The following is a 25814-nucleotide window of genomic DNA, read 5'->3' on the forward strand; positions in this document are numbered from 1 at the left end:
TTTTTTTTAAATCTATATTAACGATCTAAACTAATTTTTAGTTCACTGAATTTACTCAGCACGATTCGCAATTCCAGGGATAAATTTCAAACAGTAAAGTGCACATAGTCCGACAACGATGTAGATAATTTTTGCTAGGATCGCTGTACTTCCACCTGATATTGCTGCCACTAAATCATACTCAAAAAGACCAACTAATAACCAATTGATTCCACCAACGATCAACAAGATAAGTGCGATAATATCTAGGTATTTCATCCGTAAACCCTCCTCTCTAATAGCATTAACTGTACCACAGTTAAACCAGACCACCCACAGATGTGCTCAAAATATGTGAAATAGGATACGAAATTTGAAAAAATTCCACGGATTTTAGAGAAAAATTCATTTACTTAATAAAACGAACTTTTTTTAATTTATGGCCCAATCCATAAGCTCAGCGCGTATAATGTACTTGAGAGAGTTTGGTGACAGAAAGGGAGCGAGTTGAATGTTGAATCCGTTTATCAATGCTGGGCTAGAAGTAGCCTTAAAGGACTTATTTCGCGATAAATTCACTACTGGACAGGTTTATCCGGCAACCGCAACCGATGTGTGTAAAGAACGCTTGATCGTTTATGTATATCCCACAAGTTTGAAGTTTGTTTTTGTTGATCAGGAACAGGAGGCATTAGAGAAAGAGAAGATAGAGCAGGTTGAACAAGAAACAGTTTAAAACATAGATAGTATTATGTTGCCTATAATAAAAAGCCAAAACGCCTATTACTTAGCGTTTTGGCTTTTTATGTTTGAAAAATAATGGAGCCGAGGGGATTTGAACCCCTGTCCAAACACTCCGAATACCTAAAAATCTACGCTCATAGTCAGCTCTATTGAAGTTTCGCGTGATCAGTTGCCGAGAGACAGGCGACTGATTTTGCTAGTCTGATGATCTCTTTTTTAACTTGCAGACGGGAAGTTAAAACGTATCCCACTAATTTTGAGACCCTTACCCGAGCACATGGGCGATACCGGGAGGATCTACGCTAACTGTTTTTAGGCAGCTAAAGCGTAAGAGTTATTGTTGTTTTTAGCAGTTATATTTAACTGTAACGTTTTATCGTAGACGTAACCTACGAAGCGCAATTCAGGCTCGAACCGTGCCTGTCGAATCCAGAACGGCCCCTAAAAATAAATTGGTGCAAAAAAAAGTATAACATCTCGTTATAAAAAAAGCAAAGAAGTAATTGGATAATGAAGAAATTGCTATCCCAAACCAAAAAGATTGAAGAAAAAACAAATTGTTAGTGAAGATACGGGTAAGGTAATGGTTCAAAAAAATGAAATAGAGTATACTTAGAATGAGAATCAGATGATATCAGGGGGTTAAAGTATGAATATTTTAATGATTGAAGACAATGAATCCGTTTCTGAGATGATGCAAATGTTTTTCTTGAATGAAGGCTGGGATGCGGAATTTAAATACGACGGGCAAGAAGGCCTTGATGCGTTTAAAGCAGATCCTGAAAAATGGGATATGATTACACTGGATTTGAATCTGCCTAGTATGGACGGCATGGAAGTAGGTCGTGAAATTCGCAAAATTTCCAAAACTGTTCCGATCATCATGTTAACAGCAAGAGACTCTGAAAGTGATCAGGTAATTGGTTTAGAGATGGGTGCAGACGATTATGTAACGAAGCCTTTCTCACCATTGACCTTGATAGCAAGGATCAAGGCTCTGCATCGCCGTAGTGAGTTGACGTCTGAACCGCAAAAAGAAGCGACAGCATCGAATAACAGCTTTGATATTCAAACGGATCATTTCAAAATGAATCTGAAAACGCGGGAAGCTTATTTAGATGGGCAGCCTATTGAAGGATTGACGCCAAAAGAATTTGATTTGCTCTATACGATGGCGAAAAAGCCACGCCAGGTATTCACCAGAGAGCAATTACTAGAATTGGTTTGGGATTATCAGTATTTTGGTGACGAGCGAACGGTTGATGCCCACATCAAAAAATTACGTCAAAAAATCGAGAAGGTCGGTGCACAAGTTATCCAAACTGTTTGGGGCGTAGGATATAAATTCGATGACACCGAGGTTGGTCGATGAAATACCTGTATCAACAATTACTGGCTTTTGGCGGGTTAATACTGTTGATCCTATTGACATTAGGACTTTCTTTTACTCAGTTTACTCGTAAGACATTGGAGGATAACAACTACAAAGAACTACTAGGCTATGCGCAATCGATGGAAAAAAATAATCTTTCTTTAAGTCGAGATATTCGCTTCGAAGGCATGTCCAGCAATGAGATTTTTCAATTTGCGATCAAAGTGACAGAGTCGAGCTTGAATCAGCAGGATGTGTCATTTGTTTTTATTGATAAAGACCGTACAGTACAATATCCTGAGGAATCAGGAAAAGTGAATCAGCATCTAGTCAGCGACTCTCAATGGCGTGCATTAAAAGCTGGACAGCAACAGAAGGAAACCAGTGCGAAGAATGTGATGGGGCAAAGTCAAACGACCTCTTATGCAATGGTTCCTTTCTTCACCGATGGCGTTTTCTTTGGCGTGCTGCTGGTCAGTCAGCCGGCTATGAACGTAGAGACAAGTGTTAATTCAATTGTAACAGACTTGTTCAAAGCCTTTATAATCGCTTCGATTATCGCGATCATCGTCAGCTACTTCTTTGCGACGCAACAGGTGAAGCGGATCAATCGAATGCGTTCAGCGACAAAAGAAGTGGCAGCTGGAAATTTTGATGTGGCAGTACCAAATCGAAATCGTGATGAGTTTGATGATTTGGCAGATGATTTTAACCGAATGACTGTATCGCTAAAGGAATCACAGGAAGAAATCGAGCGACAAGAAGAACGGCGAAAACAATTTATGGCGGATGCTTCTCATGAAATGCGGACGCCCCTGACAACAATCAATGGATTATTGGAGGGGATGCAGTATAATGCGATTCCTGAAAATCAGAAAGAAAAAGCCATCAAGCTGATGCAGAATGAAACATCTCGTTTGATTCGTTTGGTCAATGAAAATCTGGACTACGAAAAGATTCGAACCAATCAGATCACTATTTTACTTCAGGAATTTAATGCAACAGAGACTGTCGGCACGCTCTTGTCTCAACTAGAGGGGAAAGCAGAGGCTTCAGGTGACCATTTGATCCTGCAAACAAAAGAACCGATCACCGTCTATGCTGATTACGATCGTTTTGTTCAAGTCATGGTGAATTTGATCCAAAATGCGATCCAATTTACAAAAGATGGCACCATTACTGTTGCGATTAGTAAATTGGAGAAAGCTACGGAGGTCAAAATTTCTGATACGGGAATTGGAATGTCGGAGGACCAAGTGAAAAATATTTGGGATCGCTATTACAAAGCGGATCCATCAAGGAAAAATACAAAATATGGCGAATCTGGACTAGGCTTGTCGATTGTGGATGAGCTGGTTCGCTTGCATAACGGCACGATTGAGGTTGACAGTAAATTAGAAAAGGGGACAACCTTTACCGTCGTATTTCCGGACAAACCAGAGGAAGCAAAGAAAACAAATGAAGAAAAAGAAGCGTAAAACCAAATCGGTTTTACGCTTCTTTCATTGTGTTTTTAAAGTATCGCTAAGATAATAAAGTTCAAAATAAATAGCAGATCCACGATCCAAAGAATCGGAGAGATTTCTTTTGTTTTGCCTTTGATCACTTTAACGATCGTATAGAAGATAAAGCCTGCGGCGATCCCGTAGGAAATACTGTAGCAAAGCCCCATGAAAACACTCGCGAAGAAAGCAGGAACAGCTTCTTCTAAATCTAACCAATTGATATCTGCGAATGAAGCCAACATCATAACGCCGACTAAAATTAAAGCAGGTGCTGTTGCTTGCGCAGGAACGACCGCGATCAATGGTGAAAACAAGCTGCTTAATGCAAATAAAGCAGCAACAACGACAGAAGTTAGACCAGTACGCCCACCAGCACCGATACCAGCGGCAGATTCCACATAAGTCGTTGTATTAGAAGTACCAAAGATGGCACCAATCGAAGTTGCGATCGCATCAGCGAACAAGGCTTTGTCCATTTTTGTTTTAAAACCACGAGAATCATCATCCAAGGCTTTTTCGTCTTCCTTAGAGAAGATGCCTGTACGACGACCTGTCCCGATGAAGGTTCCGATCGTATCAAATGTATCTGATAAACTGAAAGCCAAGATCGTCATTAAGACCTGAGGCAATTTAGACGAGTCAGAGAAAAGTGATCCCATACCAGCTGAACCGAAAGCAGCCCCAAAAGTAGTACCTAGTTCTTGGATCGAACTGCTCAATGAGTTTGATTGCCAATCGATTGCTCCTAATTGAACCACACCCATAGGAATCCCTAATAGGGTAGTGATGACGATACCGATCAAGATCGCACCGCGTACATTTTTAACAACTAAGATAGTCGTGATAACTAAACCGAAAACTGCTAATAAAATCGGAGCATTGTTAAAGTTTGCTAACGCGGGAACAATACCGCTGTTAATGGAAACGCTCGTTGCTTTACCGCCTTCAACGATACTGCTGGTGATTGCTCCTGAGTCTGCAGTAAAAGAAAGTAGTCCAGCATTTTTGATCCCCACATATGCTACGAAAATTCCGATCCCGCCGCCGATTGCGTGCTGCATGCTTTCTGGAATCGCGTGAATGATCAACTTACGAATTTTTGTCACAGTGATTAGAATATTGATGATTCCACAAATGAATACCATTGCCAAGGCTTGCTGCCAAGAATAACCCAGTCCGAAAACGACTGTGTAAGTGAAAAAAGCATTCAACCCCATACCAGGTGCTTGCGCATAAGGAACATTAGCGAACAATCCCATAACTAAAGTCCCAATCACAGACGCGATGATGGTAGCTAAGAAGACCGCTTGAAAGGGCATCCCTGAAGCTGACAGGATAGTAGGATTTACGAACAAAATATAACTCATAGCAAAGAATGTAGTGATTCCAGCCATTACTTCAGTGGAAATGTTGGTGCCTTGCTCTTTTAATTTAAAGAATTTCTCCATTATAATTTAACGCTCCTTAAAAATAAGTTCATTATATCCGTAAAAACCGAATACTTTTTAATTATAGTGAAGAAACAATCGACTTTCAACAATTAGTTCAACTAAAGAACAAATAAAAAAAAGAATGTTCGTGTTTAGCGAGCATTCTTCTTTCTTTTGATTGCACTGATTAATCGGAAAGATAGGATTAACAGACACAAGCAAATAAAAATATAAGAAATAGCTTTAAATAGTGCATTGAAAAAAAGGTCTAGCAAGGTTGTAGAAGAAAGTTCAAAGGAAAGGGAGGAACGTATTGAATAGGCGATCCCGCTTGTCCCGTTACTTAAGACAAAGTTTGGTAGTTCTTTCAATTGATTCAACCCTTGATGATAAAAGGATTGTAAGATTGATTCATAAACAGGTTCAAATATAGTAAACAGCAAAATCAGACAGGTAGCTGCGATCAGTAGACCGATTAGAAACTCGAGTCCGGTTGAATAGATTATTTTTTTCATTGAAGAAGCAGTGTCCTTTTGACGATGGATTTTTATTGCTAAAAAGACTAGCAATAAGAAGAACAATCCTATCGCACTCAGGATTAACCGATCGGAGAAGTATCGCTGCAATTGATCTACTTCCTTTGAAGTAAATAATTGGATTTGAGCGGAAGAATCAAACTGATGCAAAACTAACTTTATCATGCCCAAACTGGTCAAGACAAAGAGAGCGACCAGACAGATCACCCATGAAATTGAAAACTGTATTCGATGTCGTTTGATAGTTGAAAGCGTCGTTGAAATAAGTTCCATGGATTCCCACCTCTTCCTAATAAGTATAAAATCCTAATTTGAAAGAAGTATGAATTCTATCGGAAGAAATAATTGTAGATAAAAGAACACCCTTCACATTTGTTTGCGAAGGGTGTTCTCGGTATTATTGTTGTTGATTTTGCTCTTGATATTGCTTATAAGTCTCAGTCTTATAGAGGTCTTGAGTGGATTTTTTACCTTTTTGATCAAATAAGCTAGTAGATTTACCCCCTAGTTTATTCTCGATTTTTTCCATCTGATTCAGACCATCTTTATAGTCGTAATCAGAAACATCAATTGGTTTCAATCCGCTATTTGAATGGAAGCGAAGCAGATCACCATTATTGATATTATCTGAGGTATTTAACTGAGTAGAAACGGCTTCTTTCCACGCCTCGGTTTGTTTTTGTAAAATTTCGCTTGGCTCGGTGATTGCCATACCATCCTTGTTACTATATAAGCTTCCGCTGTAGTATGTGTAATCTGGTGTGACATAATCTCCATCACGGAAAGCAACGATTTGATCGTGCTCTTTAGACAATAGATCTTGTCCCAATTGAATGTAATTACTCGTATCAACACCTAGAAGATGCAAGAGGGTAGGTAAAGCATCAACTTCGCCACCATACGTATGGTTGATACCGCCTTTGTCTTGGCCTGGAATGTGAACCATATAAGGAACACGCTGCATTTGAGCATTGTCAAAGTTTGACCAAGTTTCTTTTGATTTTCCAAGTAACGGTGCTAAGTCAGAGTTCCGAGAGTTAGATATCCCGTAATGGTCACCATACATTACGATGATGGAATTCTCATATAAACCAGAAGATTTCAAGTAATTAAAGAACTCTTCGACCGCTTTGTCTAAATAGTTTGCTGTGGCGAAATATCCGTTGATGGTTTCATCTCCGGTATCAGCCATTGGGAATCCGCCTTCGTCGTTTTTGAACTCACTATAAGGATAGTGGTTCGAAACAGCGATAAACTTCGTATAGAATGGTTGTTGCAGACGTTCCAGATACTTCACAGATTGTTGGAAGAATGGTTTGTCATGCAAGCCGTATTGGAATGAATTTTCATCGTTCACATCATAATAAGATGAATCGAAGAAATAATCATAGCCAAGGTTTTTATAAGTCTCAGAACGGTTCCAAAAGCTTCCAGAATTCCCATGGAAAGCTGCACTTGTGTAACCTTGTGTTTGTTTCAAAATGTTCGGTGCAGCTTGGAAAGTATTTTTACCGCCTAGTTGCGAGAATAGCGACCCTTGGTTTAAACCAAACAACGAATTTTCCATCAAAGTTTCTGCGTCGGATGTTTTGCCGGCTTTCACTTGGTGGAAGAAGTTATCAAAACTAAATGTGCTATTGCTGTGGAAAATGCTGTTCAAGAATGGTGTCACTTCATATTCCTGACCATTTTCATCTTTAAGTTTATAATCGATTACAAACTGTTGCAAACTTTCTAAATGAATCGTAATAACATTACGTCCCTTAGCGATTCCGTAATACTCGCTGTTTGGTGCTGCATAATGATCTTTAACGTAAGACTCAACTTCTTTTAAGTCATTGGCACTGGCTTCGGCGCGAACCTGATTCGTCTTGTAAGTTTGGATACCATCGTAAACAGTAAAGGCGTTCACCCCAAGATACTTAATCAAATAGTCGCGAGAGAAAGTACGCGTCAATAATTCCGGACGATCAGCTTCGGCTAAGAAGAGATTTCCTGAGAAAATCATGATTGATAGGGCCGTCATAGCGAAAGCCATCCTTGCACGGACCGGACGATCTTCTCTCTTGATGCGTTTGCGCCACAAAAGAATTGGCAAAATCACGATATCAATCATATATAAAACATCGTAAGGACGGAATAAACGAATTGCACTTTCACCTAAACCACTAGCTACTTTGCCAGCACCTAAGAAAGTATTGACAGTGATGAAGTCAGTAAACTCACGATAATAGACAACGTTGGCGAAGAGCAATAAGCTTGCCAGTCCATATATGACCATCATTGTCGTGTACGAGGCTTTCGACCGTCGTACATATAGAGCAATCGACAGTAAGAACATTGTCGATGCGATTGGATTGATAAACAGGATAAAGTACTGTGTCAGACTTTCGATCCCTAAATTAAACTCAAATAAGTATGCAAAGATACTTTTCGCCCATAATAAGAATGTCAGTAACGCATAAAAGCCGAGACGTTTATTCAAAAATCCAAGAGCTTTTAGTTTTTTCAATAGAAACTTCCTTTCTGCCGCAGAAAAAATGCGAAATGTTCACTTGTTACCTAGTTTACTCGCTTACATCCAACCAGTCAATTCTTATTAAAACTTGAGCAATCAGGTTTAAAGAAAACTTTATAAGCGAAATTTACTAATTTTTTTTGCTATACTATAGAAGAAAGCAGGGATGAGTGTGAAAATAGAATTAAATAATTATGGAATTAAACGAATTCGTCAAGGAAACCCATTAATTCAAGAAGAGGATTTAAAACAAAAAATTAATGAAATTCCTTTAGAATGGGTGACTTTTGTTGATAATAGAAATAAGTACGTCGCAACTGGCTATCTAGGAAAACAAAATAAAGGATTCGGCTGGGTGCTTGATCAGACACAACGACCGATCGATCAGGCTTTTTTAATGGAAACATTTCAGCAGGCGATTCAGCAGCGACAACCCTTTTTCGCAGATGAAACAACGAATGCATTTCGTTTGTTTAACGGGGAAGGCGATGGCTTTGGCGGCGTAACCGTCGACTATTATGCGGATTATTTGGTAATTTCCTGGTACAACGAAACGATTTATCATTTCCAGAAGCTGATTGTTGATAGTTTATTGGCGGTCTTTCCAAGTACTAAAGGAGCTGTCGAGAAGATTCGTTTCAAAAGCGAACTGAAAGAGAGTCGCTGGTTGGCCGGAGAAAAACCGCAAGAACCGTTAATAGTACTGGAAAATGGCGTTTCATATGCCGTATACTTAGATGAAGGCTACATGACAGGTATCTTCTTGGATCAAAAGGAAGTCCGCGGGCGACTGACTGAAGGCATGGCAGCTGGGCAGAAAGTATTAAATATGTTCAGTTATACTGGAGCTTTTTCAGTGGCAGCAGCATATGGTGGTGCCACTGAAACAACAAGTGTTGACTTGGCACAGCGCAGTTTACCGAAAACGCAGGAGCAATTTGAAGTAAACGGACTACCATTAGAACAACAAAAAATTATCGTAATGGATACATTTGACTATTTCCGCTATGCAGTAAGGAAGGATTTAAGTTATAATTTGATTATCTTGGATCCGCCTAGTTTTGCACGAAATAAGAAAAAGACATTTTCTGTAGCAAAGGATTACGGACGTTTGATCGAAGACAGTGTAGATATCCTTTCTGAAGAAGGAACGATTATCGCGTCAACCAATGCGGCGAATCTTCCGATCAAGAAATTCAAGCAAGCGATCGAAACAGCTTTTAAGAATAAAAACGTTCGCTATCAGTTATCAGAAAGCTACCGGCTGCCAGCGGATTTTCCAGCCAGCAATTTTGAAGAAAGCAATTATTTGAAGGTATTGTTTTATACGGTAAAAAAATAGAAGAAAATGGGATGGGATGCGTATGATGGATATTCAAGTAAGAGAGGTACGATTTGATGCGGGAAAACCTAAAATCTGCGTGCCGATTGTTGGAAGGACTTTCGAGGAAATCATCGAGCAGGCAAATGTGGCCAAGAAAGTTGCAGAAGTAATCGAATGGCGTGCGGATTATTACGAAGATGTCTTAGATGACGACAAGTTGAATTCAACATTATTAGCATTACGGGATGAAATTCGCAATATCCCATTAATTTTTAACCTGCGAACACCAGAGGCAGGGGGAGAAATTGATATTTCCTTGAATCAATACCGTCATATTAATGAATTTGCGGTTTCCTCACGGGCAATTGATCTGGCTGATGTGGAAGTATCGATCATTGATCAGTTATCGACGACCTTCATTAAATGGATGCAGGCATTGGATGTAAGGGTAATCTTAAGCTATTACAACTTCAAGGAAACACCCGAAGACGCGGTGATTCTTTTTAGACTAAATCTCATGGAGCACTGGGGGGCAGATATCGCCAAAATTGTGGTTGAGCCGGAAAACGAGGCAGATGTCCTGCGTCAGATGGAGATCGTAATGAAAGCCCAAACCTTCGTTTCCTTACCAGTCGTCTCTGTCTCTCTGGGACGCTTAGGGAAGTTCTCACAGATCAGCGGCTCTTTAGATGGCTCCTGCATGACCTATGGTTGCTTAGAAGGTCAAGCTAGTCCGGATGCACAGATTGAGGCTGATAAGTTGGCTTTGATGATTGACGAATTAAAATAGAAGTAAAATTAAAAAACCGAGGGATCATAAACTATCAGAATGATAGAAAATGACCGCTCGGCTTTTTTATTCAGTTATTCCATGACATCAATATCAAATACTTCAATATTATTTAAACCGCCGTAAATGTCATACCAAGGTTTGGCGTATTTGTTCAAAATGTCATTCAATTCTTCAACATTTTCGCGTCCTTTGGTATCTAGCCATTTAACCAACGCATCTTTCCCACCATCAGCGTAGACTTGAACGCCGTCACGCCAAGTAGCTCGTCCGCCAAGAATACCGCTATAATTGGCACCATTCTGACCGGCGAATTCCAACTCTTCGCGGAAAATATCCGCAGGAACACCGGCGCTTAGATAAATGAAGGGGCGAGTAGCAGCTTCTCCTGCCTCTTTAAAATAGGCAGCCGCTTCTTCTTGAGTATAAACCACTGGATCGTCGCCTTGATTGAAGCCTTCCACATATTTGAAGAGTACGGGAACTTCGACTTTCAATATATCAATGTGGTATTTGTCCTTCGTAAATTCTTTGATTGTATCGATCACTTTTTGTGGTTTGATTTCAGCGAACTCTGGCGAGTGATCGTCGGTGATTTTATTATCATAAACAATCGGTTCAACAAAAACAGGGATGTCCGCTGCTAAGGCTTCTGTTCCCAAACGTTCTAGGAAGGCATGCTTTACTTCTAAGATTTCTTGCGGTTCATCAGGATCATAGTAAACTAAAACTTTTGCAGCATCCGCCCCCTTTTCTAATAAACGATTTAAGGATTCGTTGGGCAATAGTTCAGGTAAACGACCGGGAGTATTCGCATCGTAGCCAGTTTTTTCATAAGACATGATTAATCCTGAATCAGGATCTTTGGCTTTAATACCTTTGAATCCATATTGTTCATCCAGCAGGATAGCGCTGACGTGCTTGGTCAATTCTTGAGAAACAAGTTCTTTAAATTCATAAACTTGGTCCATTGAAAATTTATCTTCACCCACAGCGGCTTGCATCATCTTTTTCATAGAGCCCCGTTGATCGATTGCTAAGGCCGCAATGACGCCGTGATCATTTGACAATTGTTGCACCTTTTCAAACTTTCCTCTTGAGATTCTTTTCATGATGAAAACATCCTTTCTGTTACAGATCCAGTGTAGGACTTTTAGAAAAAAAGACCAAACAAAACGACCGATTTGTTTCCTAACGGCTTTTTTGCTAGACTTTAGAAAAATGTATGAAGTGAGGGATAGTCTTGGCTAAGAAGAAAATTCAGAAGACGAATGCGATTCGATTAGTCGAACAAAAGAAAATCGCTTATATTGAGCATGAATACGCCTGGAGCGAAGATGATCTCGGGGCAGGGCATGTCTCTGAGCAGGTAGACATCGAACCAGCGAGAATATTTAAAACGCTCGTAGCAGTAGGCAATAAAACGGGGCCAGTCGTGGCAGTGATCCCTAGCGATCATGAGTTAGATTTGAAAAAGATCGCAAAGGTCAGTGGTAATAAAAAAGTCGAGATGCTGCATTTAAGAGATTTGGAAGCAACGACTGGCTATATTCGTGGCGGCTGTTCACCGATCGGAATGAAAAAACTATTTCCAACTTTTGTTGATGCTTCGGCTGAAAACTTTGAACAGATTGCAATTTCTGCGGGCAGAAGAGGGCTGCAAATGGAAATTGCCCCCAACGCCATCTTAGATCTGACGCGAGGACAATTTGCTGAATTGACGCATTAAGCAAAAGCATTATAAGCAGCGTGAGTGCCAGCCACATAGCCAGTACAAAAAGCGGTAGTGATATTATAACCACCTGTATACCCGTTAACATCAAGAACCTCCCCGGCAAAATACAAGCCGGGGATTTTTTTACTGGATAATTCTTTTGGATTAATCTCTTTTAGCTCGACTCCGCCGCCAGTGACGAAGGATTTTTCCAAACCAAACGTTTTGTTGGCAGTCAAGGACCAGTTCTTGCAGTAAGAAACAAAAGCTTCTAATTGTTCTTTTGATGTCTGGTTATAGGTTTGTTCACTGATATCAACTTGCTCTAAAAAGAAGAGCAGCAGTCGTTCTGGTAAAAAGCTGGTAAGAGCATTTTTTAATTGTTTTGTGGAGCCTGATGAGCGCTCGCTGATTTCCTCCAATAATTGAATGGCTGATTTTTCTGGGAAGCAGTCTAGCTTTAGTGTTACGTTTTCTTGTTCTCGAAGCAGTTGGTTAACAAAACTTGAACAACGTAAAGCAGCAGGACCAGATATACCGAAATGAGTAAAAAGCAGATCCATCTCGTGACTGGTGACGGTTTTGTTTCTATCATCCACAACCGATAATTTAACATCCTGCAAAGACAACCCTTGTAAAGTTTTGTTCGTTATAAAGCTATCTGTCAAAAAGATTGGTGATTCAGTCGGATACAAGGGTGTAACATGATGCCCGACACTTTTGGCAAAGCGATAGCCGTCTCCTTGTGACCCAGTCGATGGATAGGTGATTCCACCAGTCGTCACTACAACGCTCTTTGCGGAATAATCACCTTCAGCCGTACGAACCCCTCGAATGACGGAATCGTCGGCGATGATTTTCTCGATCGGTTCTTTAAAATGCAGCTCAACCTGCAGATTCTCTAATTCATCCTTTAGCGTGTTTACTATCGTTGCTGATTTGTCAGAGACTGGGAAGATCCGTCCATGATCTTCTTCTTTTAAAGCGACCCCGCGTTCACTAAAGAAATTCATCACATCTTGGTTGTCGAATTGCGAGAATGTACTATATAAGAAGCGACCATTGCCGGGAATGTGTGTAATCAAGTCCTCGACTGGTCGATTGTTCGTCACATTGCAGCGACCGCCGCCAGTCATTAACAATTTCTTGCCTAATCGTTTATTTTTTTCGAATAGTGCGACCTGAGCGCCGTTCATCGCCGCCGTGATAGCGGTCATCATGCCTGCTGGTCCGCCGCCAATCACAATTACATCAAATGTTTTACTCATTAATACTAACCTCATTTATCCATTGATTTATTGGTACACCATGTATAATCATACTGTAAATACGAACAATTGGCATTCAACTTGCAGTGTAGCATGAATTTTTTTTCACTTCTATTAGAAAATGATGTAAACTATGAGTATTAACTGTGAGGAGGAATTTGATGGAAGTACGAGAATATGTTGAACAGATTCAAAAGAACTTAGAGGCAAAAGATCCGAACCAAGAAGAATTTTTACAGGCGGTGGAAGAATTTTTACCTACCGTGATTCCTTTTCTAGAAGAACATCCTGAGTATGTTGAGAAAAATATTTTAGGCATGATCATTGAACCAGAAAGAATGGTCCAATTCCGTGTGCCTTGGCAAGATGACAAGGGTAATTGGCAAGTCAATCGCGGTTATCGCGTACAATTTAACTCAGCGATTGGTCCTTATAAAGGCGGCTTACGTTTCCACCCAAGTGTGAATCTAAGTATCTTGAAATTTTTAGGTTTCGAGCAAATCTTTAAAAATAGTTTGACAGGTCTTCCAATCGGTGGGGGAAAAGGTGGATCAGATTTCGATCCGAAAGGAAAATCTGATTCGGAAGTGATGCGTTATTGCCAAAGCTTCATGACAGAACTATCAAAACATATTGGTCCGAACTTAGACGTACCGGCAGGCGACATCGGTGTCGGCGGACGCGAGATCGGCTATCTATTCGGTCAATACAAGCGTTTGCGTGAATACGATATGGGCGTGCTGACTGGTAAACCTTTAGGCTTTAACGGCAGCCTAGGCAGAACAGAAGCGACCGGATATGGTGCAGTCTACTTCGTGAAACATTTATTAGAAGATCGCAAGGATTCTTTTGAAGGCAAAAAAGTTCTTGTCTCGGGTAGTGGTAACGTAGCAATTTATGCAATCGAAAAAGCGCAGGAACTAGGCGCAACTGCAATCACTTGTTCAGATTCAAATGGCTATATTTATGATAAAGACGGAATCGACGTTGAACTATTGAAGGACATCAAAGAAGTTCGTCGTGCTCGTTTAACAGAATATGCGAAGGAACGTAAGACGGCAGAATACTATGAAGGTTCTGTTTGGGAGCTAGAAACAGAAGCGGATATTGCTTTACCGTGTGCAACACAAAATGAAATCGATGATAAAAAAGCGGAACTCTTAGTCAAAAATGGTGTGAAAGTAGTCGCTGAAGGGGCAAATATGCCAAGTACCAACGGAGCGGTTAAGTTGTACCATGAAAACGGTGTTCTTTATGGACCAGGGAAAGCAGCCAATGCAGGCGGTGTAGCGGTATCGGCATTAGAAATGAGTCAAAACTCTCAACGTTTAGCATGGACAAAAGAAGAAGTCGACGGAAAACTTGATGATATCATGAAAAATATTTATGAAACTTGTCGTGATACAGCTGCAAAATATGCTGATAAAGATAATTTTGCTGCTGGCGCGAATATCGCTGGTTTTGCAAAAGTTGCCGCAGCAATGTTAGCCCAGGGAACTGTTTAATTTTTAAATGGTTTACGCTTGAAAAATAGTCAAAAGAAACGTAAAGTATAGATTGTTATGAAGTGACTTTCAAGGAGGAAAAACAATGGCACACATTCATTTCGATTATTCGAAAGTAGCACCATTCGTGAGCGAACATGAAATGGACTACATCAAATCTGAAGTAGCTCTAGCTCACAAAGAATTACGCGAAGGTACTGGCGCAGGAAATGATTTCCTAGGCTGGGTGGATCTTCCAGTAAACTATGACAAAGATGAATTTGCGCGCATCAAAAAAGCGGCTGAAAAAATCAAATCTGATTCTGAAGTATTAGTGGTTATCGGGATCGGAGGTTCATACCTTGGAGCTCGTGCAGCAATCGAATTCTTACACCAAAGTTTTTTCAATGTGTTAGATAAAGAAGACCGCAAAGCACCACAAGTATTCTTTGCAGGAAACTCAATCAGCTCAACATACATTGCTGACTTGATCGAAGTGATCGGCGACCGTGACTTCTCAGTTAACGTAATCTCTAAATCAGGTACTACGACTGAACCAGCTATCGCTTTCCGTGTCTTCAAAGAATTATTGATCAAAAAATATGGTGAAGAAGAAGCCAACAAACGTATCTATGCAACAACAGATAAAGCTCGCGGAGCAGTTAAAGTTGAAGCAGACGCAGCAGGTTGGGAAACTTTTGTGATTCCTGATGATGTCGGTGGACGTTTCTCAGTACTTACAGCTGTGGGTCTATTACCAATCGCAGCCAGCGGTGCGGACATCGATGCGTTGATGCAAGGTGCAGCTGACGCTCGTGAAGCTTACTCAAGCGATAACTTAGATGAAAACGAAGCATATCAATATGCTGCACTTCGTAATATTCTATACCGTAAAGGCAAAGTGACTGAAATCTTAGTCAACTACGAGCCAGGTATGCAATATTTCAACGAATGGTGGAAACAATTATACGGCGAATCAGAAGGAAAAGACTTGAAGGGGATCTACCCATCAAGTGCAAACTTCTCAACTGACTTGCATTCATTTGGACAATACATCCAAGAAGGTCGTCGCAACATCTTCGAAACGATCGTGAAAGTGGAAAAACCTCGTAAATCTGTGGCGATTCCTGCACAAGAATCTGACTTAGATGGACTTGGCTACCTAGAAGGAAAAGATGTTGACTTTGTTAATTCTAAAGCATATCAAGGTACACTATTAGCTCATACTGATGGCGGTGTTCCAAACTTTGTATTAAACATCCCAACAATGGATGCTTATACTTTAGGTTATGCAATGTACTTCTTTGAAATCGCAGTTGGAATCTCTGGATACTTATTGGGTGTTAACCCATTCAATCAACCAGGTGTGGAAGCTTACAAGAAAAACATGTTTGCGTTGCTTGGAAAACCAGGATTTGAAGATTTAGCAAAAGAATTGAATAATCGTCTATAGAACATTGAAAAGAGCCCTCGCTACGCGAGGGCTCTTTTTTAATTGGTATAGTAAAAGTAATTGACAGCTAAGCAAAATTAACCACAAAAAACATAATAAAAGCATAATGAAATCGGTTTTAAACAAATAAAGATAAATTAAAAATGAATAGGAGATTAAAAATAACCTCAGTTGTTTATGTTGGTGTTTTGCGAATTTTCTAACAATTGTGACGAACCCCTTGATATAAAAGCAAAAAAAGTAATAAAAAACGTTTTCAATTTTACTTCATTATGTTATTATAAAAACGTAGAATTAAAGGGGGATTTATTATGGAAATGACAGAAACTATTGAAATTGGTCTTGCTTATGAGTGTAAAGCAATTGGAATCGAAAAGGAAGTTATTGGAGTTGTCGAACAGCTTTACAATAATACGGTATTAATCAATGTTGTATCTTGTGCTCCGTCTGATCGAGCAGCAGTTATCGAATTGCAAAACCGCTTATTAGTGAAATACGAGAATGTGCATGCCTGTGTTGCGGTTGAATGCACTGCATAAATTTTTTAAGCAAGCATGTGAAAAACTTATTTTGACAGGAAAAGAATTCGGATCTTTCAATAAGGTCCGAATTTTTTTATTAAATAGCAATATAAAAGAAAGTGTCAAAAACATTTCGGTGTATCGTATTGCGATACTTAGGCGTCAGTAAGTTAACAAAGAATCGATTGAACCCTCTGCTTAGAAGAAATACAATAAGAATATAAAACGATATCGTTTAGAGGAGTATGTCGTTTGATAGAAAAGAGGGATCCTAAATGAATGCGATCGAAATCAATCAATTAGAAAAAATATATCCTGAAGGAAAGAAAGCATTAGATAATGTTAGTCTGGTGGTACCTCAAGGGACGATCTTCGGTTTTTTAGGACCGAATGGCGCGGGGAAGACTACAACGGTTAAATTGCTAAACGGTATTTTAGATCCGACTGATGGAGAGATGCGCGTCTTAGGTCTCGATCCAGTTAGTGAGGCAGAGAAGCTTCATCAATCTACTGGTGTTTTAACCGAACATGCCGGGATGTACGACCATTTTTCCGGCATTGATAATTTGCGTTTTTTCGGACAGCTTTTTGGAATGAGCAATGCAGAGAGTGACTTAAGAGGTCGACAACTGTTGGAAAAGTTGGGTTTAACCGAGGCTGCTGATGTGAAATTAAAGAGTTACTCAACCGGGATGAGGCAAAGATTATCACTAGCCCGGACGTTGATCCATCGCCCACAGGTTCTATTTCTGGATGAACCTACTAGCGGTCTTGATCCTGAAAGTACTAAGAGTGTCAACGAGCTTTTACTGGAGTTGTCCAAAGAAGAAGGAACGACAATCTTTCTTTGTACTCATCAATTAAGATATGCGCAGGAGATATGCAATGAATATGGACTGATGGATAATGGACAACTGCTCGCTTTAGGCAGTTTGAGAGAATTACGCAAGCGTACCTTTGATAGCTTTAAGGTGATGCTTGAAACAGATCTGATGCCGCTAACGATCGAAAGCAATCGAGTCAAAGGTGATCATTACGAAATAAGTATCCAGAGGAAAGACGAAATTGCTCAATTAGTAAAAAAAATCGTTGCTCAAGGCGGCAATATATCACAGGTAACGCCAGTTGACTATTCACTGGAGGATATCTATTTCGCTTTATTGGAAGGAGGGGAGACACATGATTAATAGTCGTCAAAAGGCGATCATGATCAAGGATATACGTGGGATTACTGAAAATAAACGCTACTTTTCAGTATTGACGATTCTTCCGTTGGTTTTCTCGATTCTTTTCCCGACAATGATGCTGTTGACTGTTCTGCTGAGCCCGACAGATTCCTCATCATTTACCGAGATGGCACGTATTTTACCAAATTTTCAAACACTGAGCAAAGAGCAGCTAATTTACGATCTATTATCGCTCATGGTTAATAATGTCATTCCGATTTTCTTTTTGATTATTCCAATAATGACTGCAAGTGTCATGGCAGCTAGTTCATTTGTCGGTGAAAAGGAAAAACGAACGCTGGAAACACTGCTGTATTCTCCTTTGTCAATCAGAAAGATTTTTCAAGCAAAGGTCTATGCTTCCTTTCTTGTCGCAATCTTTGTGACCTATGTTTCATTTCTGTTAACCGTGGTCGTTGTTGAGGTTGAGGTGTATCTTCTTCAAGGAATACTGCTGCCTTTCAGTATCAACTGGCTTTGGGTTATGCTGTTGATTGTTCCAGCGATAACGATTATTTCTATCGTCCTAATCGTCAGAGGATCTGCAAAATCTACCACGATTGAAGAGTCACAACAAAAAGCAGCCTTCTTGATTATGCCGTTGGCTTTGCTTCTCGTTGGCCAGTTCACCGGTATTCTCGTTTTTGGTGGTTGGATCGTCATCTCTATTGGATTGATTCTACTCATGATTGCACTGCTGCTATTAAGGTTTTCTATGACAGGTTTTACATATGAACGCCTATTAGATCGTTAAAAAAGGACCGTGAACACTCTTCTAAAGGAGAAGACTGTTTACGGTCCTTACTTTAATCAAATTGAAGAATTCCAGCAGTTTTTGCCTTTATATCCTCTGTTCCAGTCTCGAATACACTCAAATCATCGGATAAGATGCCATTTACGCGTTGGTAACGATAAATAGCTGCTTGTTGCTTAGAATTGACTGGCCATACATAGATTCCTTGATTACGATGTTGTAGAAATTGAATCAGGTCGCCGCAAGCCGTTCGTGACTCGATATTGATGAAATCTAAGGATGTTTTGGGCGCACCGATCAAATCCAAAGGTAAGATATAGCCGACTTTCATTGTAGGAAAATTTTTCTTCATTTGATTAGCTATGTCTAGATCCATGCTTTGCAGCTGATGATTAACCAACTGGTCTTTCAGCGGCAGTAAATGCTTAACGATCGTGTCTTTTGTTTTAGCGGTTACTTTCAGTTCGATCAACAATTTTTGATTTAATTGATTTGCTGTTGCTAGATAATCAACGAATAACGGGATCTTGCTGTCATAACCATTTTCCTTCAAAGTGATGTCCTTCAGTTGATTCCAGGTTGATTCATCAATGCGTATGTTTTTATTCGCCAGGGATTTCAAATCCTCATCATGGATCACTACCAACTGATGATCAGCAGTTTCCTGCACATCCATTTCTACAAGATCGGGGTGAGCGGATTTGCTGGTCTTTTCCAGAACATCGATTGAATTTTGGACTCCGTTTCGCTGAGATACGCCGCGATGGGAAATCGTGAATGGCTCGTCGATTTGTTTCACCTGAAAGGCATGAGCGTAATGCAACGAATAGAGCCCAAGACAAGCCAGGATCATCAGACCGAGCCAGATGATTGTTCCCTTTGTCATGGAGTCGTCCTTAATCGGTTCTTTGTCAGAAGCGGCCAAGTAGAGAAAGAAGAGTGCCCATAATGCATTTTGGATCACACGATAAACCAATAATAAAATCATAGCTGTGCTTTCACGACTCAACCATTGAGTGAATCCGATGAATGCGATCTTGATTAATAAGCTAGCTGCTAAAAAGGCGAAGGGGATAAGGAAAAAGAGAACAAGCTGTTTTGCTGTTGGTTTGTTCGTTTTCCGCCAGCTTAGCTGCCAACTGGCTTTCAGATTTTCTCCTTGCTTCAAGTATTTTGGTACCAAAATCCCACGGTAAAGAAAGTAAAGCAAGATCAGGTACAGCAAAACGATAACTGGTAAAATTTTCCAACGATATAAAAAGACAAAAGAAAGCAGTCTTGCTGGGAGTGGCTGCCATACCAGCAGCATCTGATAAAAGCGAAAGAAAAAAATTGGTGATAAAAGAATCCAGTAAGCAAAACTAGCAAAAGCAGCCTTTAAAGAAAAATTCTCAAAGATCTTTTCGTTGGATTGGACTTGGCTGAACAAATTTCCAAAAAGGAAGATCAACGCAAAAAATAATAGCAGATAGAATGGGTGATACAGATTATTAAGAAAACTTTGACGGAAAAATAAAAAGAGCCCCTCCGTCAAAAAAGGGAGACCAAAGGCAAGTAATAAAAAATTATATATGGAAAACGTACGGAAATAATGCGTGATTCGTTGTCGAAAGTAATTCATTGTTCCTCCTGAAATGCTATATATAATGGTTTATCTGGAATAAACCGTGCTTTTTATTTAGCGTATCACAACTTTGTCCGGAAAAGTTAGATTATTTCATGAAATTCAAGATAGGTAGAATTGAATTTTGCTAGGTATACCATTCTAGAAGCCTGGTTACAAAGATACTCGAAAAATGTAAATCCAGTATAGTCATAAATATTCGACGAAAAGCAGCCAGCTAGTTCATTTGAGGGAACTCATTTTCCGAAGAGCACGAAAAATGAGTTGAGTTTTCACCTCGCATATCATTCTACGTCTACAGTTTCACTAAGCAAGGACCGCAAGTGAAACTAACATAATCTTGCTAAAGCAAGAAGTAGAACTGACAAAAAAACTCCACTAACGGATTAGTGGAGGAGTAGTTGTTGTAATAATGCGCCGCCTTGTAGTAAAGCCAAACTGTATAGGAAGATCGAAGCTGGTTTTGCTAAAAAGATGATTGCGCTGTATTTTTTAAATGACATATTTGTCAGACTAGCCATCAAACATAAGGCATCATCCGGTGCTACTGGTAAGAAGATCGCCAGTGCGAATAGCTTGTCGAAACGGGGGTCATCCAGCCAATGATTGTATTTTTGATAAACCTTATCACTGACAAGATGCATGATCAACGGTTTTCCATAGTGACGTCCCATTAAAAACAGAATTAAGGAACCGATCACGATACCGACATAGTTATAGACGAAACCCCAGTACGGTCCGAAAATCAGAACCCCGGCTGCTAGGCTGATACCGCCTGGAATAATTGGAATCACGACTTGAACGATCTGAATTAAAACGAAAATGAGCGGCCCGGCGATCGGTGATTGCCCGACAAGCTGCTGCAGCGAATTCATATCATTAAATACTCCTAAACGATAGAAGTAGATTGTCAAACTGATCGTTATGGCTATACCCATTAATGAAACTATATTTAACAGCCTTCTGGATTGAACAACACTCATTTGATTCAGCTCCTTTGTCTTTCTACAGTGAGTATATAGGATAAATTCACAAAATGCATAGGTCTGAGGTTGTAATTTGTAAATTTCGTACAAAACTTTAAATATTTTTAGATATTTATTGGTTACGCTTACATCGTTAGCCTATAAACAAATAAAAACAGGAAGGCTTTCCTGTTTTACTAAAGTCATTTAGTTTGAAAATTGGAACGTGTTCTTTTCAATGCTCGTTCGATCAAGTTCGTGAACATGAAACCAATCGCGATTGCGCCGGCAGTAACGAGTACTGTCACGACTTTTTCCATCGATTCAGTAAACTGCTGGTTCATCATATGCCGAACCGCCATGTAGGCAGGTCCGCCTGGAACTAATGGGACTAAACTGGGAACGTTGAAGACGATCACGGGCATATGCATCGTCCGTGAGAATAAAATACTGATTAATCCAATCAATAGTGCCCCCATGAAATTGGCGATACCGATATTTTGATGAAAATAGGTTTGTAAAACCCAAAACGTCATCCAACCGGCAGCCCCAGTCAAGCCACAAGCTAAAAAGGCACGGCGAGGAATATTCGTAATGACGCTGAAGGCGATCGTGCTAAACATACTGAAAAGAAAATTGACAATAAAATTCATGAGTAACCTCCAAGTAGATTTATTCGGTTAAAAGAAGTTAAAGGCAACGATAATCCCACCGCCGATCGCTCCAGCGATAAAAAGCGCCTCAGTACCGCGAGCTACCCCGCTAATCAAATGGCCCGCCATGATATCACGAAAAGCATTAGTGATTGCTAGCCCGGGGACAAGAGGCATAATCGATCCGATAATCAAACTATTCACATCGCGTGCTAGCGAGCATGAAACTGCCAACAAAGACAAACAGCCAATAATCAAAGCTGCCGCAAAATCATTTAGAAATTTCATCTGTAGCTTATTACCGAAAAAGGTATGGACGGCAAAACCAATCATTCCGATGATGAAGGTTGGAATAAAGTCAAACCAAGTGCCATTCAAAATAATCATCAGTGTACTGCTGACGATGCCTGCCGAAATAATTTTCCACAAATAAGGGAAGTCAGGTGTATCCTGATCAACTTCTTCTAAATAAAGATAGAAATCCGGCAAAGAGAGTTCGCCATCTGCGAATTGCCGTGAGCCCTGATTGACAGCAGTTACTTTTTCTAAATTGATCGACTGCGGGGTGATCTGAACCACTTGACTAGTCTGTTCAGAGGGAAAACCAACGATGACACCTGTCGCAGTTACGTATGTTTGTATATCATCTAAGCCGGCATTGAGGGCGATTCGTTTCATTGTATCTTCTACTCGATAAACCTCTGAGCCGGACTCCATCATGATTTTTCCGGCCTTTAAGCAGGTATTTAAAACAAGTTGTGCATAATTTTGCTGTTCCATCCTATTAATCCCCCTTACTATTCCTATACTATAGTAGAGAAAATAAATAAATTAGACAAGAAAAAGAATAAGGATTGTCACCGAACCTCAGAGAAAGTATAATAAAGTAACAGCAAATTTTTTTTTGTGAGATACTGTTTTTACTTTAAAGAAACAAAAATGCCCGTAAATGTATAACGACTCTTTTGTTTTTTAATGAAATAAGTTAAATATTACATAAATAATAAAACGTTTACACTGCCTTTATAAGAAAAAAATCGATAAGATCACCGCTTTTTAGGAAAAAATTTCTGTAAATTTAGATAACATCTTGCATAAGGGTTGCAAAACTAATCAGTTTTTGATTAAAATAAAATGACGGGAAAAATAATAACATTCTGGGAGGAATTAAAATGAGAAGAAAAGTTTATACCAAAGACCAGATTCTAAAGGCTGCCTATGAAGTTGTCGAAAATGAAGGTTTTTCTGGATTTACAGCAAGGAACATTGCCAAAAAAATGGGAATCAGTACGCAACCGATCTATTTAGAGTTTAAGAATATGAGTGATCTGAAGAACACCTTGTTAGATGAAATATGTAATCACCTATATTACGATATTTTCCCAGAAGTTCGCACAGGTGATACCATTATTGATTTGGGTTTAAGTTATGTGTATTTTGCTAAGGAACAAAGTAATCTTTACAACGCGTTATATGTTCAAGAATATGGCGGTGGAAAGAAAATGCATGACTTTTCTTACAACTATTTCCATCAATTAATTACTGAGCATCCGAAATACAAGAATTTATCCGAAAATAAAATCAATGCTCTGCATGTTGGAACATGGATTTGTGTAACTGGAATTGCCACTTTAATGTCATCAGGAATTATTGAGCCGACTCAAGATGAAATTGTTCATCTGATGAACCGCACGATCAACAATATCTTGGAAGAAGAAGACACTTCTGTATTAGATACATTATAAAATCTTGACATTTAAACGAAAAAAGGTAAGATAAATGGTGCGGAAGGTTGGCAGAGTGGTAATGCAACGGACTCGAAATCCGTCGAGCCGCAGTAATGTGGTGCACGGGTTCAAATCCCGTACCTTCCTTACCAAAAAATAGAGCTGGAAGCATTGATGCAGATTACTCTGTGTCGATGCTTCCAGCTCTATTTTGTTTTCCTTTGCACTCGGTAATGCGAAAGGAGTTCCAGTTACGTTTGCAACTGGCAAAATGAAAAGATTTGTTAGGGTTGAATAGAATATAACGGATGAAACTTAATTGAAGCTTAAGCGACAGGAAAAAGAGAATTTATTAGTCTTTATGAAGCTAATCATTGTACTTTTCTAAGATTGGAGCGAAACATTTCTCTTCGGAGGCTTTGCGGGCAGCTGCAGCATCTTCCAGATTATCGAAATTTCTTAGAAAAAAACATTTACTTTGAATAGTGATTAATTTCTTTCCTTTTTTACACGACACCGCATCCATCTGTTTAGCTTGCTTTCGTTACTTCTCCCTGAGTAGAATCAAGGCTTGTATTTTCGACCAAATCTTTTTTAGTGGACAATGTCTCTATGAAGACAGCCGCAACTATTAGTATTTTTTGAGATCAATCTAAACTTGTAGTTGAGCTGAGGCGGTGAGGTTATGGTTCATAGCCAGTTGCTTGAACAAATGCTTCAAACGATCCAAATAGTTTTTTGATGGACGTGCGATACCCGAACTCATCGTATTTTGGTAGTTCCCCAGTTATTTTGACATATGTTCGTAATTTGTTTTGCAGTTCCTCTTTTGACAGCTGCTCACTTGGTAACTTGTATCCTTGGCTGTGAAGCAATGCGGTATAGGAGCCAAATTTTTGAGCTATAAAATCGCTATAGCCAAGTTCTTTAGAAGTAGGGATTCGTCCGTTTTCGTCCACAAATTTGTTTAGCTCCTCTTTTAAGAAGGCGGATGTGATAACAGGTTTCGGAGCTGATGGTGTCTTTTTCTTCTTCTTTTCTGGTTTGACATAGCCATTTGCTTTTAAAAATTCTGAATAATTGCCATATAGTCGTTGAATGGCAGCGTAATGTCCGAACTCCGCGATCGTCGGCTTTCGACCATTTGCTTCAAAAAAGGTTTTGTATTTTTGTTCTAGTTTACTTTTAGTGACTCCCCTGCAAGTAGTAAAGCCTTGACTACGAATAAACGCAGTATAGGATCCAAAATAGTTTATTATTGATTTTTTATATCCCATCTCTGTGGCAGTGGGCGTTTGTCCATGCTCCTCAACAAACGTAATTAACTTACTAATCAAGAATTCTTTTGAGACATAATTTTTTCTGGCCTTCAGCTGATATTCTCGTTCGTAGCCGTTTGCCTTTAAAAAGGCTGGATAATTGCCATATAATCGTTGAACGGCAGACCGGTGTCCGAGTTCTACACTCGTTGGAATCCGTCCGTTTACCTCGACAAAGGTTCCAAATTTTTGTTCCAGTTTACTTTTGGTGATCCCCCTGCGAGTAGCAAAGCCCTGACTATGAATAAACGCACTAAATGATCCAAATAGTTTTTTTAGTTGCCTTTCATGTCCCATTTCTTTTGCAGTAGGTGTACGTCCGTGTTCTTCTACATATGCAGCTAATTTGTTTATCAATGATTCGATTAAAACAGGATCATTTGGTTTCTCTAGTTCTTCGCTTTTTTGACTAGACATTTGGTTGTCACGAAGCAGTGGTTCATATCCATTCGCTTTAAAAAACTCATAGGAAGAACCATAATAGCGGCGAACGAGCGAAAAATATCCGAACTCGCTCGCTTTTGGTATACGATTATTTGTTTTCACAAAAGCGTGGAGCTCCTTCACTAATTCATCTTTGTTCTTAATCGTTCTTTTCTTGTCGAAGCCCTGACTTTCGAGGAAATTTGTATAGGTTCCGAAAAATCTATGGATGTTTCCAGAATGGCCAAACTCTTTAAGCAAGGGTGTTCGTCCATATTCTTCTACAAATTTCTTAAGCTTTTCTATCAAGAACTCCTCAGTGACTCTTGTGGTCATCGTTAATTTCCACCTCATTTATTTGAACTCATTTTTCATTGTTTTAGTAGACGAATAAACCTTGTATCGATTTATTTTCCGCTTGAGAGAACGATAACATAGATGAATCTGAAAGACGTTATCAAGTTTTTTCAAATTTTGATGAGGAA

General features: G+C 39.6%; 23 protein-coding genes, 1 tRNA gene and 1 other RNA gene. 13 read left to right on the top strand and 12 right to left on the bottom strand.

What is annotated here, in order from left to right; genetic code table 11:
• Positions 1-51: 51 nt before the first annotated feature.
• Positions 52-258, bottom strand: a complete 207-nt coding sequence (locus tag E6139_RS08820) for a DUF378 domain-containing protein (protein WP_216409494.1) — start codon at positions 256-258, stop codon at positions 52-54.
• A 232-nt stretch (positions 259-490) separates the two neighbouring features.
• On the opposite strand from E6139_RS08820, the gene E6139_RS08825 reads away from it, so the two are divergent.
• Positions 491-715, top strand: a complete 225-nt coding sequence (locus E6139_RS08825) for a hypothetical protein (protein ID WP_316402695.1) — start codon at positions 491-493, stop codon at positions 713-715.
• Positions 716-796: 81 nt separating this feature from the next.
• Here E6139_RS08825 and ssrA read toward each other — a convergent pair.
• Positions 797-1165: a transfer-messenger RNA gene (ssrA, locus tag E6139_RS08830) on the bottom strand.
• A 207-nt stretch (positions 1166-1372) separates the two neighbouring features.
• On the opposite strand from ssrA, the gene E6139_RS08835 reads away from it, so the two are divergent.
• Positions 1373-2095, top strand: coding sequence for a response regulator transcription factor (locus E6139_RS08835; RefSeq protein WP_316402696.1), 723 nt, complete (start codon positions 1373-1375; stop codon positions 2093-2095).
• A complete protein-coding gene (locus E6139_RS08840) occupies positions 2092-3573 on the top strand; it encodes a HAMP domain-containing sensor histidine kinase (protein WP_316402697.1) in 1482 nt (493 codons plus the stop codon). Before E6139_RS08835 ends, E6139_RS08840 begins: the two co-directional genes overlap by 4 nt.
• Positions 3574-3608: 35 nt before the next feature.
• Here the strand turns inward: E6139_RS08840 and E6139_RS08845 are convergent, their stop codons facing one another.
• The 3 genes from E6139_RS08845 to E6139_RS08855 all read right to left on the bottom strand — a co-directional run bounded on the left by E6139_RS08845 (position 3609) and on the right by E6139_RS08855 (position 8078).
• On the bottom strand, positions 3609-5048 hold the full coding sequence (locus tag E6139_RS08845) for an NCS2 family permease (RefSeq protein ID WP_316402698.1): 1440 nt from the start codon (positions 5046-5048) through the stop codon (positions 3609-3611).
• A 134-nt stretch (positions 5049-5182) separates the two neighbouring features.
• Positions 5183-5839, bottom strand: coding sequence for a hypothetical protein (locus tag E6139_RS08850; RefSeq protein WP_316402699.1), 657 nt, complete (start codon positions 5837-5839; stop codon positions 5183-5185).
• 124 nt (positions 5840-5963) lie between these two features.
• Positions 5964-8078 carry an LTA synthase family protein gene (locus E6139_RS08855; RefSeq protein WP_316402700.1) on the bottom strand — a complete coding sequence of 705 codons (2115 nt, stop codon included), beginning with the start codon at positions 8076-8078 and terminating at the stop codon, positions 5964-5966.
• Positions 8079-8256: 178 nt separating this feature from the next.
• Here E6139_RS08855 and E6139_RS08860 point away from each other — a divergent pair, with 178 nt between their 5' ends.
• The gene (locus E6139_RS08860) at positions 8257-9426 is read left to right on the top strand and encodes a class I SAM-dependent rRNA methyltransferase (RefSeq protein WP_410470517.1); all 1170 of its coding nucleotides are present in this window, start codon (positions 8257-8259) and stop codon (positions 9424-9426) included.
• Between the two features lie 22 nt (positions 9427-9448).
• Entirely contained in the window at positions 9449-10198 is a 750-nt protein-coding gene (aroD, locus tag E6139_RS08865; protein ID WP_316402702.1) for a type I 3-dehydroquinate dehydratase, read from the top strand.
• Between the two features lie 74 nt (positions 10199-10272).
• Here aroD and E6139_RS08870 read toward each other — a convergent pair whose 3' ends face one another.
• Positions 10273-11310, bottom strand: coding sequence for a tagatose 1,6-diphosphate aldolase (locus tag E6139_RS08870; RefSeq protein ID WP_316402703.1), 1038 nt, complete (start codon positions 11308-11310; stop codon positions 10273-10275).
• A gap of 131 nt (positions 11311-11441) precedes the next feature.
• Between E6139_RS08870 and ybaK the strand changes: the two genes are divergently transcribed.
• Positions 11442-11927 carry a Cys-tRNA(Pro) deacylase gene (gene ybaK, locus E6139_RS08875; RefSeq protein ID WP_316402704.1) on the top strand — a complete coding sequence of 162 codons (486 nt, stop codon included), beginning with the start codon at positions 11442-11444 and terminating at the stop codon, positions 11925-11927.
• Here ybaK and E6139_RS08880 read toward each other — a convergent pair.
• Positions 11924-13180 carry an NAD(P)/FAD-dependent oxidoreductase gene (locus tag E6139_RS08880; protein ID WP_316402705.1) on the bottom strand — a complete coding sequence of 419 codons (1257 nt, stop codon included), beginning with the start codon at positions 13178-13180 and terminating at the stop codon, positions 11924-11926. The two genes, ybaK and E6139_RS08880, sit on opposite strands and share 4 nt — an antisense overlap.
• A gap of 161 nt (positions 13181-13341) precedes the next feature.
• On the opposite strand from E6139_RS08880, the gene gdhA reads away from it, so the two are divergent.
• The 5 genes from gdhA to E6139_RS08905 all read left to right on the top strand — a co-directional run bounded on the left by gdhA (position 13342) and on the right by E6139_RS08905 (position 18618).
• Entirely contained in the window at positions 13342-14685 is a 1344-nt protein-coding gene (gene gdhA / locus E6139_RS08885; RefSeq protein ID WP_316402706.1) for an NADP-specific glutamate dehydrogenase, read from the top strand.
• Between the two features lie 85 nt (positions 14686-14770).
• Positions 14771-16117: a glucose-6-phosphate isomerase gene (locus E6139_RS08890; protein ID WP_316402707.1), complete on the top strand. Its 1347-nt coding sequence runs from the start codon at positions 14771-14773 to the stop codon at positions 16115-16117.
• Positions 16118-16428: 311 nt separating this feature from the next.
• Entirely contained in the window at positions 16429-16656 is a 228-nt protein-coding gene (locus E6139_RS08895) for a hypothetical protein (RefSeq protein WP_316402708.1), read from the top strand.
• 257 nt (positions 16657-16913) lie between these two features.
• Positions 16914-17825, top strand: coding sequence for an ABC transporter ATP-binding protein (locus E6139_RS08900; RefSeq protein WP_316402709.1), 912 nt, complete (start codon positions 16914-16916; stop codon positions 17823-17825).
• The gene (locus E6139_RS08905; RefSeq protein WP_316402710.1) at positions 17818-18618 is read left to right on the top strand and encodes an ABC transporter permease subunit; all 801 of its coding nucleotides are present in this window, start codon (positions 17818-17820) and stop codon (positions 18616-18618) included. The genes E6139_RS08900 and E6139_RS08905 overlap by 8 nt, the downstream gene beginning before the upstream one ends.
• Positions 18619-18670: 52 nt before the next feature.
• Here E6139_RS08905 and E6139_RS08910 read toward each other — a convergent pair whose 3' ends face one another.
• The 4 genes from E6139_RS08910 to E6139_RS08925 all read right to left on the bottom strand — a co-directional run bounded on the left by E6139_RS08910 (position 18671) and on the right by E6139_RS08925 (position 22640).
• Complete coding sequence (locus E6139_RS08910) at positions 18671-20239, bottom strand: glycerophosphodiester phosphodiesterase family protein (protein WP_316402711.1); 1569 nt, start codon at positions 20237-20239, stop codon at positions 18671-18673.
• A gap of 389 nt (positions 20240-20628) precedes the next feature.
• Positions 20629-21225, bottom strand: coding sequence for a TVP38/TMEM64 family protein (locus E6139_RS08915; protein ID WP_316402712.1), 597 nt, complete (start codon positions 21223-21225; stop codon positions 20629-20631).
• A gap of 185 nt (positions 21226-21410) precedes the next feature.
• Positions 21411-21860: a threonine/serine exporter family protein gene (locus E6139_RS08920; RefSeq protein ID WP_316402713.1), complete on the bottom strand. Its 450-nt coding sequence runs from the start codon at positions 21858-21860 to the stop codon at positions 21411-21413.
• A gap of 27 nt (positions 21861-21887) precedes the next feature.
• On the bottom strand, positions 21888-22640 hold the full coding sequence (locus E6139_RS08925; RefSeq protein WP_316402714.1) for a threonine/serine exporter family protein: 753 nt from the start codon (positions 22638-22640) through the stop codon (positions 21888-21890).
• Positions 22641-23032: 392 nt separating this feature from the next.
• Between E6139_RS08925 and E6139_RS08930 the strand changes: the two genes are divergently transcribed.
• Together E6139_RS08930 and E6139_RS08935 are read left to right on the top strand one after the other, a co-directional pair.
• Positions 23033-23605 carry a TetR/AcrR family transcriptional regulator gene (locus tag E6139_RS08930; protein ID WP_316402715.1) on the top strand — a complete coding sequence of 191 codons (573 nt, stop codon included), beginning with the start codon at positions 23033-23035 and terminating at the stop codon, positions 23603-23605.
• A 41-nt stretch (positions 23606-23646) separates the two neighbouring features.
• Positions 23647-23734 (top strand) — tRNA-Ser (locus E6139_RS08935).
• Between the two features lie 536 nt (positions 23735-24270).
• Here the strand turns inward: E6139_RS08935 and E6139_RS08940 are convergent.
• Positions 24271-25665 (bottom strand): homing endonuclease associated repeat-containing protein, encoded by a 1395-nt coding sequence (locus E6139_RS08940; RefSeq protein ID WP_316402716.1) that lies wholly within the window; start codon positions 25663-25665, stop codon positions 24271-24273.
• Positions 25666-25814 lie beyond the last annotated feature (149 nt).

Source organism: Enterococcus sp. (assembly GCF_032555305.1).
Classification (GTDB): domain Bacteria; phylum Bacillota; class Bacilli; order Lactobacillales; family Enterococcaceae; genus Enterococcus_A.

Bases quoted from the DNA above. Each gene is read 5' to 3' on its own strand.
- E6139_RS08895 (WP_316402708.1), top strand. From the start codon at position 16,429: ATGGAAATGACAGAAACTATTGAAATTGGTCTTGCTTATGAGTGTAAA.
- E6139_RS08925 (WP_316402714.1), bottom strand. From the start codon at position 22,640: ATGGAACAGCAAAATTATGCACAACTTGTTTTAAATACCTGCTTAAAG.
- E6139_RS08920 (WP_316402713.1), bottom strand. From the start codon at position 21,860: ATGAATTTTATTGTCAATTTTCTTTTCAGTATGTTTAGCACGATCGCC.
- E6139_RS08910 (WP_316402711.1), bottom strand. From the start codon at position 20,239: ATGAATTACTTTCGACAACGAATCACGCATTATTTCCGTACGTTTTCC.
- E6139_RS08880 (WP_316402705.1), bottom strand. From the start codon at position 13,180: ATGAGTAAAACATTTGATGTAATTGTGATTGGCGGCGGACCAGCAGGC.
- E6139_RS08930 (WP_316402715.1), top strand. From the start codon at position 23,033: ATGAGAAGAAAAGTTTATACCAAAGACCAGATTCTAAAGGCTGCCTAT.
- E6139_RS08820 (WP_216409494.1), bottom strand. From the start codon at position 258: ATGAAATACCTAGATATTATCGCACTTATCTTGTTGATCGTTGGTGGA.
- E6139_RS08905 (WP_316402710.1), top strand. From the start codon at position 17,818: ATGATTAATAGTCGTCAAAAGGCGATCATGATCAAGGATATACGTGGG.
- E6139_RS08845 (WP_316402698.1), bottom strand. From the start codon at position 5,048: ATGGAGAAATTCTTTAAATTAAAAGAGCAAGGCACCAACATTTCCACT.
- E6139_RS08915 (WP_316402712.1), bottom strand. From the start codon at position 21,225: ATGAGTGTTGTTCAATCCAGAAGGCTGTTAAATATAGTTTCATTAATG.
- E6139_RS08840 (WP_316402697.1), top strand. From the start codon at position 2,092: ATGAAATACCTGTATCAACAATTACTGGCTTTTGGCGGGTTAATACTG.
- E6139_RS08825 (WP_316402695.1), top strand. From the start codon at position 491: ATGTTGAATCCGTTTATCAATGCTGGGCTAGAAGTAGCCTTAAAGGAC.
- E6139_RS08850 (WP_316402699.1), bottom strand. From the start codon at position 5,839: ATGGAACTTATTTCAACGACGCTTTCAACTATCAAACGACATCGAATA.
- gdhA (WP_316402706.1), top strand. From the start codon at position 13,342: ATGGAAGTACGAGAATATGTTGAACAGATTCAAAAGAACTTAGAGGCA.
- E6139_RS08835 (WP_316402696.1), top strand. From the start codon at position 1,373: ATGAATATTTTAATGATTGAAGACAATGAATCCGTTTCTGAGATGATG.
- E6139_RS08900 (WP_316402709.1), top strand. From the start codon at position 16,914: ATGAATGCGATCGAAATCAATCAATTAGAAAAAATATATCCTGAAGGA.
- E6139_RS08890 (WP_316402707.1), top strand. From the start codon at position 14,771: ATGGCACACATTCATTTCGATTATTCGAAAGTAGCACCATTCGTGAGC.
- E6139_RS08940 (WP_316402716.1), bottom strand. From the start codon at position 25,665: ATGACCACAAGAGTCACTGAGGAGTTCTTGATAGAAAAGCTTAAGAAA.
- aroD (WP_316402702.1), top strand. From the start codon at position 9,449: ATGATGGATATTCAAGTAAGAGAGGTACGATTTGATGCGGGAAAACCT.
- E6139_RS08870 (WP_316402703.1), bottom strand. From the start codon at position 11,310: ATGAAAAGAATCTCAAGAGGAAAGTTTGAAAAGGTGCAACAATTGTCA.